Origin of the sequence: Chryseobacterium rhizoplanae, from assembly GCF_900182655.1 — a bacterium.
GTDB lineage: Bacteria > Bacteroidota > Bacteroidia > Flavobacteriales > Weeksellaceae > Chryseobacterium > Chryseobacterium rhizoplanae.
On the sequence record NZ_FXTC01000007.1, the window covers coordinates 81317 to 93698 of the forward strand.

At 37.9% G+C, this 12382-nt stretch carries 7 protein-coding genes; all 7 read left to right on the top strand.

Going from position 1 to position 12382, the window contains the following annotated elements; translation table 11 throughout:
- The first annotated feature begins 6 nt into the window (after positions 1-6).
- The gene (locus FN817_RS15920; protein ID WP_142718807.1) at positions 7-1317 is read left to right on the top strand and encodes an APC family permease; all 1311 of its coding nucleotides are present in this window, start codon (positions 7-9) and stop codon (positions 1315-1317) included.
- Positions 1318-1464: 147 nt separating this feature from the next.
- Entirely contained in the window at positions 1465-2550 is a 1086-nt protein-coding gene (prfA, locus tag FN817_RS15925; RefSeq protein ID WP_047424606.1) for a peptide chain release factor 1, read from the top strand.
- A gap of 80 nt (positions 2551-2630) precedes the next feature.
- Positions 2631-3305 (top strand): hypothetical protein, encoded by a 675-nt coding sequence (locus tag FN817_RS15930; RefSeq protein ID WP_142718808.1) that lies wholly within the window; start codon positions 2631-2633, stop codon positions 3303-3305.
- A 95-nt stretch (positions 3306-3400) separates the two neighbouring features.
- A complete protein-coding gene (locus FN817_RS15935; RefSeq protein ID WP_142718809.1) occupies positions 3401-5503 on the top strand; it encodes a prolyl oligopeptidase family serine peptidase in 2103 nt (700 codons plus the stop codon).
- Between the two features lie 138 nt (positions 5504-5641).
- Positions 5642-8695, top strand: a complete 3054-nt coding sequence (locus FN817_RS15940; protein ID WP_142718810.1) for a reprolysin-like metallopeptidase — start codon at positions 5642-5644, stop codon at positions 8693-8695.
- 138 nt (positions 8696-8833) lie between these two features.
- Positions 8834-10954: a methylmalonyl-CoA mutase gene (scpA, locus tag FN817_RS15945; RefSeq protein WP_142718811.1), complete on the top strand. Its 2121-nt coding sequence runs from the start codon at positions 8834-8836 to the stop codon at positions 10952-10954.
- A 42-nt stretch (positions 10955-10996) separates the two neighbouring features.
- Positions 10997-11983: a M28 family peptidase gene (locus FN817_RS15950; RefSeq protein WP_142718812.1), complete on the top strand. Its 987-nt coding sequence runs from the start codon at positions 10997-10999 to the stop codon at positions 11981-11983.
- Positions 11984-12382 lie beyond the last annotated feature (399 nt).

A 12382-nucleotide genomic window follows, 5' to 3' on the forward strand; every position in this document is an offset into this window, starting at 1 on the left:
CATTAAATGAGTACTACCTCACATCAGATTGGCTGGAAAACAGCCGCTGCCATTGTCGTTTCCAATATGATAGGAACCGGAATTTTTACAACCCTCGGTTTTCAGTTATCCGATATTACCAATACCTACAGTATTTTCCTGTTATGGGCCATCGGAGGAATTCTTGCTTTGTTCGGGGCTTTTTGCTATGCCGAGTTAGGTTCACATTTCAAAGGGAACGGAGGTGATTTTATTTACCTTAAAGAAACCTATCATCCTTTGTTCGGATATCTGATAAGCTGGATTTCTCTGATTATAGGATTTTCCTCTCCTGTCGCACTGGCAGCGTTGGCCATGTCAAAATATCTTTCCGTATTTGATTATACCTTTGGAAATGGTTTTGCGATTGCTGCTATTTTTCTCGTGGCAGTGTCATTATCATTCAGCTTAAAAACATCCAGCAGGTTTCATAACTTTTTCACCTTCATTAAAATAGCCTTTATAATTGTCCTGGTCATCCTTGGCGTTGGACTTTCAGAATCTCCACAGTTTGGCAACAGTTTGAATTTCAGTAACAGCTGGCAGAATGAGATCATGCTTCCTGCTTTTGCTACTTCTCTTGTATTTGTAACCTATTCTTACACAGGCTGGAACTCGGCATCTTATATTGCCGGAGAAATAAAAGATGTTCAGAAAAACCTTCCTAAATCCTTGATCATTGGAACTGTTTTCGTGACGGTAAGCTATATTCTGGTGAATTATATTATGCTGAAACATGCCCCTGTAAGTCAGCTGGCGGGAAAAGAAGATGTGATGGGAGAAGCGGCTGTTAATATGCTGGGGCCTGCCTTTGGAAAGATTGTCAATATTTTTATTGCTCTGCAGCTGGTTGCTACGATTAGCGGGTATTTATGGGTTGGTTCAAGGTTGACACAGGCATTTGCAAATCATACCCACATATGGAAGCCTTTATCAGCAGGAAATGCAAAAGGAATTCCCGTAAGAGCTATTTTTGCTCATGCAGTCATTGCAACTATTATTATTCTAACGGGAAGCTTTAAAGAAATTTTTGTTTACACGGCTTTTATTTTACAGCTTTTTGCAAGTCTGGCAATTTCTACCGTTTTCTTCCTGAAGAAAAAAGACAGGAAAATTTTTAAGTCGAACGCGTTTCATATTTTTCCGGCCGTTTTTCTATTGTTCAGCATCTATATTCTCTATTTCACATTTATTCATAATCCTAAAGAAAGCCTTATAGGAGTGGGAATTATTGCGGTAGGAATTATTTTATATTGGGTTGACAGGAGACTTTCCAGACAATATCAGAGCAAGTCTTAACTGTACAGAAATACTGATAGGGAAATTTGTAAATCCACCTTTTTACAGTTTTGCTCCCTTTATCCCTAATGCTCAAAAATTTATGATCATCAGTAATTTTAATTTTGAATTAATAATCCTTATCTTTGCACCCACAAAATTTCTACAATGTCTAAATCATTAATTCCAAAATTAGAAGCTATAAAACAAAGATATAACGAGGTTGCAGACCTTATTATACAGCCTGATGTCATTTCAGACCAAAAAAGATATTCTTCTTTGAACAAAGAATATAGTGATTTGGGGAAAATTGTAAGAGTTTACGATCAGTACAAAGGGGCGCTGGACAGTATTGCAGAATCTGAAGAGATCATTGCAGACGGTTCAGACAGGGATCTGGTAGATCTGGCTAAAGAAGAAAAGCTGGAAGCTCAGGCTAAACTTCCGGGATTGGAAGAAGAGCTGAAAGTATTACTGATTCCTAAAGATCCTGCCGATGACAAAAACGTTATCGTAGAATTACGTGCCGGAACAGGTGGTGATGAAGCGGCTATTTTCGTAGAAGATATTTACAGAATGTATACCATGTATTTCAAAACAAAAGGATGGAGACATGAAGTGACAGATTCTAACGAAGCAGCAAAAGGATACAAAGAATTGATCATGAAAGTGGAAGGAGAAGGTGTTTACGGAATCATGAAATTCGAATCCGGAGTTCACCGTGTACAGCGTGTACCTGAAACAGAATCTCAGGGAAGAGTACACACTTCTGCCATTACCATTGCTGTTCTTCCGGAAGCTGAAGAAGTAGATTTTGAACTGAATCCTGCTGATATTGAAATGCAGACATCCCGTTCAGGAGGTGCCGGAGGTCAGAACGTAAACAAGGTTGAAACGAAAGTTCAGCTTACCCACAAACCATCAGGACTTGTTGTGGTTTGTCAACAGGCTCGTTCCCAGTTAGCTAACCGTGAGTTGGCAATGGAAATGCTGAGAACAAAATTATACGATATCGAATTACAGAAAGTACAGGGAGATATTGCCGCACAACGTAAATCTATGGTTTCTACCGGTGACCGTTCTGCAAAAATTAAAACATACAACTACCCTCAGGGAAGAGTTACAGATCACAGAATCAACAAGTCTATGTACAATCTGGACGCTTATATGAACGGAGATATTTCTGAAATGATTGATGCCGTAATCATGGCGGAAAATGCAGAGAAAATGAAGGGAGAAGAAGAAAATTATTAAAACTAAAACAAATAAAAATAAAGCCTCTGATCCTTCAGGGGCTTTGTCTTTTCAAATGACTAAACATAAAAATATCAACTATGAAAAACTACAAAATTATTTTTCTGCTGCTTACCATGATGGGGCAGCAACTTATCGCTCAAACTGAAGTGAAGAAGCCTAAAGAAGCCTTCGAATTATTTTTCGGAACTTTCGTGAATAATGACGAAGCTGCATTGAATAAGCTGAATGATTACTTAAAACCAACAGTGGAGGGGCAGAATGCTTACCAGGTAGATTTTAAAGAAACATCAAAAGAAATGATGAGCGGTAGTGTAGAGAATTTTCTGTCTGCTTTCCCCAAGGCAACGGCTGCAGCATGTAAAAAAGAAGCAGAGGAGTACTTTACCGCAATGTTTGGGAATTTTAAAACAGGAAAACTGACCGTTAAAAATGTAAAAGTTGTTCCGAATGAATATGTTGAGGGAGAAAAAATTGCAGAAATAAGTTATTCTGTAAGCTTCCTTGTTCCCTCAAAGCTAACCTCCGGACCAAAAGGTGACCTGAATAAAATAAAAGCTGAAGATCTTAAAAAGTATCTTATTCAGGCAGTTCAGGATTTTAAGAATGCTGATAAAACGGTAACAACCGACCAAAATTTTAGACTTTATGAACTTAAAGAAGGTGATAAAATATACTATTGGAACGGAAGCCCCGATGAGATTGTTACCAATCTTACCGATTTTTATTTTGAAAGCTTCGGCGCCAATGAATAATTGAAAAACATCCTTTTAAAGAATAAAGAGTCCCAATACACAGGGACTTTTTTTATTTCACATACTTTACGTATTTTTGAGAAAAACCGATCAGTATGAATTTTAAGCCTATATTGTTAACAGCTGGAGTTTTATTTTCAGCATCTTTTTATTCTCAGAAAATGAATTATCCTAAAGCGTTAAAAGGAAGCCAGACAGATACCTATTTCGGAACTGCTGTTTCTGATCCCTTCAGAGATCTGGAAAATGATTCCGAACCTACAAAGAAATGGGTAGATGAAGAAGTAGCTTACAGTCAGAATTATCTTTCTAAAATTCCGTTCAGGGATAAAATTAAAAATCAGCTGAAGGAAATCTGGAATTATGAAAAAATTTCAGCTCCTTTCAAAGAAGGAGATTATACCTATTATTATAAAAACGATGGTCTGCAGGCACAGTCTGTTTTGTACAGAACAAACAACAAAACCAATGCTACAGAAGTATTTTTAGATCCTAATAAATTTTCAGAAAAAGGAACAACTTCGCTTTCCAATCTTTCATTCAATAAAAAAGGAAACCTTGCGGCTTACTCTATTTCTGAAGGAGGAAGTGACTGGAACAAGATTATCATCATTGATGCTGTTACTAAAAAACAGATTGATGAGACTTTACTGGATGTGAAATTCAGTGGGATTTCATGGCAGGGAGACGAAGGATTCTACTATTCAAGCTACGATAAGCCGAAAGAAGGAACAGTGCTTTCCGGTATGACAGACAAGCACAAAGTGTATTTTCATAAATTGGGTACAAAACAGTCTGAAGATAAATTGATCTTCGGAGGAGAAAAAACGCCAAGAAGATATTTAAGTGCCGGCGTTTCTGAAGACCAGAGATACCTGATCATTTCTGCTGCTAATGCTACCAATGGTAATGAGTTATACATAAAAGACCTTCAGAAAGGAGGTGATTTTGTACAAATAGTAAATGGGTTTGATATCAATGCCAGCATTGTAGATACTCAAGGTGATGACCTTTTCATTTTCACCGATAAAGATGCTCCGAATATGCGTCTTGTTAAAACTACGATAAGCAATCCTGCTCCGGCAACATGGAAGGATGTAATTCCACAAACTGAAAATGTATTGGGAATTTCTACAGGTGGAGGATATTTCTTTGCAACCTATATGATTGACGCTATAGATCAGGTGAAGCAGTTTGATAAAACAGGAAAACTGGTTAGAGAAATTACGCTTCCCGGTAAAGGAAATGTTTCAGGATTTGGAGGAAAAGAAAAAGAGAAGGATGTTTACTTTTCTTTCAGCAATTATATTACACCGGGAACTACTTATAAATTCAATGTAGACTCAGGAAAATCTGAAGTATATCAAAAGCCTAAAGTGAAGTTTAATCCGGACGATTATGTTTCAGAACAGGTATTCTATACTTCAAAAGATGGTACAAAAGTTCCTATGATGATCAATTATAAGAAAGGAACTAAACTTGACGGTAAAAATCCTACGATCCTATATTCTTACGGAGGCTTCAACATCAGCTTACAACCTTCATTCTCTGTAGTCAATGCAATATGGATGGAAAATGGAGGGATTTATGCCGTTCCAAACATCCGTGGAGGAGGTGAGTATGGTAAAAAATGGCACGATGCAGGAACAAAGCAACAGAAAAAAAATGTTTTTGAAGACTTTATCGCTGCCGGAGAATATCTTCAGAGCAAAGGGTATACTTCAAAACAATACATGGCTCTTTCAGGAAGATCAAACGGAGGATTACTGGTTGGTGCAACAATGACGATGAGACCGGACCTGGCAAGAGTAGCCTTCCCGGGAGTAGGTGTTTTGGATATGTTAAGATATAACAAATTTACAGCAGGAGCAGGATGGTCTTACGATTATGGTACTGCAGAAGACAGTAAAGAAATGTTCGAATATCTTAAATCCTATTCTCCAGTACATAATGTGAAAGCAGGAACTTGCTATCCATCAACAATGATCATCACTAGTGATCATGATGACAGGGTTGTTCCGGCACACTCATTCAAATTTGGAGCAGAACTTCAGGAAAAGCAGACATGTAAAAATCCTATTCTTTTGAGAATTGAAAAGAATGCAGGTCACGGAGCCGGAAGAGCAACAGATCAGGTCATCAGTGAAAATGCAGATCTTATATCATTTGCTTTGTTTGAGATGGGAATAAAGAAATAGCTATAAAAAAGAATAATATTTAAAAAAACGGTCAATTTTATTTAAAATTGACCGTTTTTTTTTATGTGGTTGTGTTTATAATTCTTATTTTTATGCTGGATATTTAAAGTTTATTAATTCTAAATTAATTAAGTAATTATGAAAAAAAGAATTTTACTGATTTGTGCATTGGCTGCTGGGCTGTCCAGCTTTAATGCGCAGAGGTGGGAACCGGCCTCACAAAGGACATCACAAATCAGAAAAGAAGTAGAAGTTCAGTATTCTTATAGGTTTGATTTGCAGTCGCTTAGAAACATTTTAAAAGATGCTGTAGAAACAGGAAAAGGAGCTCAGGCTGTTATTGTATCTCTTCCTACGGCAGAAGGGAAAGTTGAAAAATTTGCTGTTTATAGTGATCCGGTAATGGAAAAATCTATTGCAGACAAATATCAGTTAGGATCTTATGTTGGAGTAGGGGTAGATGATCCGGGTAAATATGTAAGATTCAGTACTGCACCTACAGAAATGCAGTCCATGATTATCAAAGACGGAAAGTTTCAGTTCATAGAACCTATTACTACAGATAAACAGGTGTATGGTGTTTTCTATAAAACAAACAGAACAGAAAGCGAACACGGATTTGAATGTGCTACAGATGAAAAGAACTTTAGAGACATAAAAGCATTAGAAGCTAATGGAAAAAAGACTCTTTCTAACGTAGGAATCACTAACAGACCATCAAGTACAAAATTCAGAACTTACAGGCTAGCAGTTTCTGTTACCGGAGAGTATACCCAATACTTTATGAATTTGGCTGGTGTACCTGCTACAGCTACTGATGATCAAAAGAGAGCTCCGGCATTGGTTGCAATTAACAACACGATGAGCCGTGTGAACGGTGTGTTTCAAAAAGACTTTGGAATAAAATTATTGGTTCAGAACTTCCCGAATGTTATCTATACAGATCCAAATACAGACCCTTATTCAATTGCTGATGATGGTGTAGCTGGAGCTTGGAATCTTGAACTTCAGAATGCTATGACCGCTGAGGTAACTAATGCAAACTATGATATCGGACACTTATTCGGTGCTTCAGGAGGAGGAGGAAATGCCGGATGTATAGGTTGTATATGTGTCGACCCTACCACTGCTGTGCCTGCGGGTAAAGGATCAGGGTTTACTTCACCATCTAATAATGTCCCAAGTGGAGATTCTTTTGATATTGATTATGTTGCTCATGAAATGGGACATCAGTTAGGAGGGAATCATACATTTTCGAATAAATCAGAAGGAAGTAATGTTAATGTAGAACCGGGAGGAGGAACTACTATTATGGGGTATGCAGGGATTACAAGTGATAATGTTCAAATGTCTTCAGATGCCTATTTCCATTATAAATCCGTAGATCAGATTTTAACGAACCTGGAAGGTAAACCTTCAACATGTGGTACTTCAGAAAATATTACTAATAATACACCACCTGTAATAGCGGCACTTACGTCATATACAGTTCCTAAAGGAACCGCCTATTATCTTGATGCATTAGCAACAGATGCAGAAGGAGATGCTATTAATTATACTTGGGAACAGACAAATAGTGTTACCAGTTTAGCTTCAATTTCCGGAGATACAGGATGGGGATATAATACGCAGGGTGCTTTGACAAGATCCCGTTTCGGAACAGCTAGTGGAAGAAGATATTTCCCAAGCCTTCCTCTAGTGATGAATGGAATTCTGACCAATAAAACTGATGCTGCAAATAATCCTAATCCAAATTGGGAAACTGTATCTTATGTTCCTAGAACGGTAAGTTATGCCGTAACTGTTAGAGATCAAAATGCACAAAGACCAATGCTATCATCTTCAGAAGTTAATACAGTCATTGGAAACGATGGTCCTTTTAAGTTTAACGGACTTACTGCATCATCAGTATTATATAAAAATGCTAATAACGTTATTCAGTGGGAAGTAGCCAATACCAATACAGCTCCTTATAACTCACCGAACGTAAAGATTGATTATACTTCAGATAATGGAGCAACCTGGACAGACTTAGTAGCTTCTACCCCTAATACAGGTAGCTTCACAGTGCAGATGCCAAATACAATTACGACACCAATTAAGTTGAGAGTATCAGCAATTGGTAACGTTTTCTATGCCGTTTCTCCTCAAGTTACCGTTGCAGATGCTCCAACTTCCACAACTGCTGCTCCGACAGGGCTTACAACAATAAGCACAGAAGTATTTAAAACAACAGCCAGAGTATCCTGGAATAATGTACCTGGAGCAACATATTCTGTTAACTATAGAAAGCAAGGTACTTCAAGCTGGTCAAATACAACGAGTACAATGAATTCAGTGGTGTTAACAGGTCTTGAAGATGAAGCAAATTATGAAGTGCAGGTAGCCGCTGTTGTAAACAATGTTCCTGGTGCATTCTCTAATAACTATATATTTAAAACAAACGGCTTAAAAACTGGGATTGATTACTGTATAATGAATTCAGGGACATCTTATGTCGGAGCAATCAGAAAAGTAACAATATCAAATCTTGTTTATGATGATCCTTCATTAAGATCATATAAAGATTTATCTGAGGATCCTAGTAAGATTGTCAATTTGGTTCAGGGAACAGCGTATGCTATTACACCTGTAGTAAGACAAGCATTTAGTAATTCGAATGTTCCTTTAAATCTTTCTGTTTGGATTGATTATAACAGAAATGGAGTATTTGAAATTGCTGAAAGAGTAATTAGTGTTTCTGGAGGTGTTCCCGCAGGAAGTGTGAGCTTTGGACCGCAAAATTTTACAGTTCCTTCAACTACATATGCCGGAGATAAGCTTTTAAGAATGAGAATTGTTACCAAGTATGGTACTGCAGCTTTAGCAAGTGCTTGTGGAGATATTACAAGTGGAGGAGGTTCAGTAATGGATCTGCCAGTAAAAATTACAGGTACTCTTGCGGTAAATGAAACAAAAGATGTTAAATCAACTGAAATTTCAATTTATCCGAACCCTGCAGATACTTTCGTAGAAGTGAAAAATCTTAAAGGTAAGGCAGATTACAAAATCTATACTGCTGACGGAAGATTAGCTCAGGAAGGTCAGATTGATGGACAAAGAATTAATGTTGCTTCATTAATCAAAGGAATGTATGTGATCACGATAAAAGATGACAAAAACACTTACAATACGAAGCTTATCAAAAAATAAGCAGACGATATACCAATAAGAAAGGCCGGGCATTTGTCCGACCTTTTTCTTTTGCTAAATTGAAGTAAAACAGAGCGTTAACAGAAGTTTCATGTTTCGTTCAAAAAAATTAACTTTACGGGGACAAAAATAATTGGAATGCGAAAGACAATTTCTGTGAAAAAACCGGATTTTAATGTATTACCTCAGGAAAGAGAGATTTACAATTTTGAAAAAGACGGGCTTGAACTCAAATCATCTTATGAGAAAAAAGATGTAAAAGATGAATCATTAACGCAGACTTCTCCAGGAATTGCTCCTTATCTGAGAGGGCCGTATTCTACGATGTATGTACAGAAACCTTGGACGGTTCGTCAATATGCAGGATTTTCTACTGCCGAAGAATCCAACGCTTTTTACAGAAGAAATCTTGCCGCAGGTCAGAAAGGACTTTCAGTGGCATTCGACCTGGCAACGCACAGAGGATATGATTCTGATCATTCAAGAGTAGTAGGAGATGTTGGAAAGGCAGGAGTAGCTATCGATTCTGTGGAAGACATGAAAATCCTTTTCAATGAAATCCCACTGGACCAGATTTCAGTATCCATGACCATGAATGGGGCGGTACTTCCTATTTTGTCTTTCTATATCGTAGCAGCAGAAGAGCAGGGAGTAAAACAGGAACTGCTTTCAGGAACCATTCAAAATGATATTCTGAAGGAGTTCATGGTAAGAAATACCTATATCTATCCGCCGGCACCTTCCATGAAAATCATCGCTGATATTTTTGAATATACTTCGCAAAACATTCCAAAATTCAACTCCATTTCTATTTCCGGATACCATATGCAGGAAGCGGGTGCCACACCGGTACTTGAAATGGCTTATACGCTGGCCGATGGTCTTGAATACGTAAGAACAGGAATAAAAGCTGGAATGAATGTAGACGATTTTGCTCCAAGACTATCTTTCTTCTGGGCAATCGGGATGAATCATTTCATGGAAATTGCTAAAATGCGTGCCGCAAGGTACATCTGGGCAACCCTTTTAAAACAGTTTAATCCTCAGAATCCAAAATCTCTGGCGTTAAGAACCCACTCTCAGACGTCCGGATGGTCTCTGACAGAGCAGGAACCTTTCAATAATATTACAAGAACAGCCATTGAAGCTTTGTCTTCAGCTTTAGGAGGAACACAGTCTCTCCACACCAATGCACTGGATGAAGCCATTGCTCTTCCTACAGACTATTCCGCAAAAATTGCAAGAAACACACAGATCATTCTTCAGCAGGAAAGCGGAATATGCGATGTGGTAGATCCAATGGGAGGAAGTAACCTGGTGGAAAGCCTTACTCAGCAAATGATCGAAGAAGCTATGAGGTACATCGATGAGGTAGAGCAGGAAGGAGGAATGACCAAAGCCATCGAAGCCGGAATTCCAAAAATGAGAATTGAAGAAGCTGCTGCTAAAAAACAAGCTAAGATCGACAGTGGAGAAGAATTCATTATCGGAGTGAATTCATTCAAATCCTCATTAAAACAGGATCAGATAGAAATCTTAGACATTGATAATACAGAAGTTCGCAGAAAGCAGATTGAAAGATTAGATACTATTAAAGCTGAACGAAATACAGATGCTGTAGAACAAATCCTGAATGAAATCCGTGAAAGTGCAAAAACAGGAAAAGGAAACCTACTGGCATTATGCATCGAAGCAGCAAGAAGAAGAGTTACCCTTGGCGAAATGAGTGATGCCATGGAAGAAACCTTTGGAAGATATAAAGCAAATATTAAAACAATCTCTGGTGTATACGCAATGAATGCCGGTAAAAACGAATACTTTGAAAAAGCCCTTCATCTGACTCAGAAATTTGAAGAAGAAGAAGGACGCCGCCCAAGACTTATGGTAGCTAAAATGGGACAGGACGGGCATGACAGAGGTGCGAAAGTAGTAGCCACAGCATTTGCCGATATGGGATTTGACGTAGATGTTGCTCCATTGTTCCAGACTCCTGAAGAAGTAGCTAAGCAAGCTGTGGAAAACGATATCCACATTCTGGGAGTATCTTCATTAGCTGCAGGACACAAAACATTGGTTCCGCAGGTAGTGGAAGAATTATCCAAACTGGGAGCAGATGATATCACGATCGTTGTAGGAGGAGTAATTCCCCAACAGGATTATGAATTCCTATATGCCAACGGGGCAGACTTTATTTTCGGACCCGGAACCAACCTTCCGAAATGTGCAGTAGAAATTTTAGAGAGGTTTTTAGAAAAATAAACAGAAAAGCTTTAATTTCAATTTGAAATTAAAACACAGCTTATGAATCTGAAAAATATAATAAAGCCTACGAGGAAAAAACTGTTTCTTCTCGTAGGCTTATTTATTATCGCTGGTTTTTTCCTGTTAGCTTCAGGGAAGAAAAATAGATCCATACAAAGCTCGAAGATCATTGCAGATACTGCTTTGGTTAAAAAACATTTGACAGCGCTTACCCAAACACCACAATTCAGGAACCATAAAAATATAGACCAGCTGAATGCAGTTGCAGACTATATCCATCAAACTTTCAATGCCAATGGTGACAGCACTGCTTACCAGGAATATAAAGTAGACGGGAAAATATATAAGAATGTAATTACTTCCTTTGGAACAGAAAACAAGAAGCGAATCATTATAGGAGCTCATTACGATGTTTGCGGAGATCAGCAGGGTGCAGATGATAATGCAACCGGAGTTACAGCCCTCTTGGAGCTGGCAAGAATGCTTAAAGGACAAAAGCTGAACTACAGAGTTGATCTTGTAGCTTACACATTGGAAGAACCTCCTTATTTCAGGACTGAAAATATGGGAAGTTATGTCCATGCAAAATACTTAAAAGACAATAATATTGATGTGTATGGAATGGCCAGCGTGGAAATGATTGGATACTTCAGAGATGAAAAGGGGTCACAGAGCTTTCCTTTAGGCATTCTTTCATGGTTTTACGGTGATAAAGGAGACTTTATTACTTTAGCTAAAAAGTTCAGTGGGGCAGGTCTGTTTGTAAAAAACTTTATCGACAACTTTAAAGGCTCTGGGCAGATCAAAACAGAAACCTTCTCAGCACCTAAATTTGTTGCTGGAATAGACTTTTCCGACCATCTCAACTATTGGAATTTTGATTTTCCGGCACTCATGATCACCGATTCCTCTTTTTTCAGAAATAAAAATTATCACCAGCCCACAGACACTCTGGAAACCCTTGATACCAAGAGAATGACAAAAGTTATTGATGCTATTTTTCTCAGTATTATTCACCTTAAGTGAAAAAAATAATTTTGATTCTCAGAAAAATTTATATATTTGCACCTGAAAATCAAGTTTAACCAATAATAAAACGACGAAGCAATGTTCAGAACTAAACAGAATTCTACAGTTGGATTGCCACTTATGGTGGTAAGGCTTCGCGGTTTGGTACATTCTTAGAATAACAGTACAATACAATATCAAAACCCGAAGTCGTAGAGATTTCGGGTTTTTAATTGCGCAATATTTCAAACTCCCAGGTTTACCCGAAATCTTTTTTAGTGTCATTACAGACGAAACAGGTGAATTATATCCTCACACTGTAGACGTCTATTATTAATCCATTCAACTAATGTTTTAGTTGATTAAAAGTTGTGTGAGATAAAAGACTTTACAATCTCGCATCATACTTCTGTGAAC

Excerpts from the sequence above, each read along its gene's own strand:
- prfA (WP_047424606.1), top strand. The coding sequence starts at position 1,465 with ATGTCTAAATCATTAATTCCAAAATTAGAAGCTATAAAACAAAGATAT.
- FN817_RS15935 (WP_142718809.1), top strand. The coding sequence starts at position 3,401 with ATGAATTTTAAGCCTATATTGTTAACAGCTGGAGTTTTATTTTCAGCA.
- scpA (WP_142718811.1), top strand. The coding sequence starts at position 8,834 with ATGCGAAAGACAATTTCTGTGAAAAAACCGGATTTTAATGTATTACCT.
- FN817_RS15950 (WP_142718812.1), top strand. The coding sequence starts at position 10,997 with ATGAATCTGAAAAATATAATAAAGCCTACGAGGAAAAAACTGTTTCTT.
- FN817_RS15930 (WP_142718808.1), top strand. The coding sequence starts at position 2,631 with ATGAAAAACTACAAAATTATTTTTCTGCTGCTTACCATGATGGGGCAG.
- FN817_RS15920 (WP_142718807.1), top strand. The coding sequence starts at position 7 with ATGAGTACTACCTCACATCAGATTGGCTGGAAAACAGCCGCTGCCATT.
- FN817_RS15940 (WP_142718810.1), top strand. The coding sequence starts at position 5,642 with ATGAAAAAAAGAATTTTACTGATTTGTGCATTGGCTGCTGGGCTGTCC.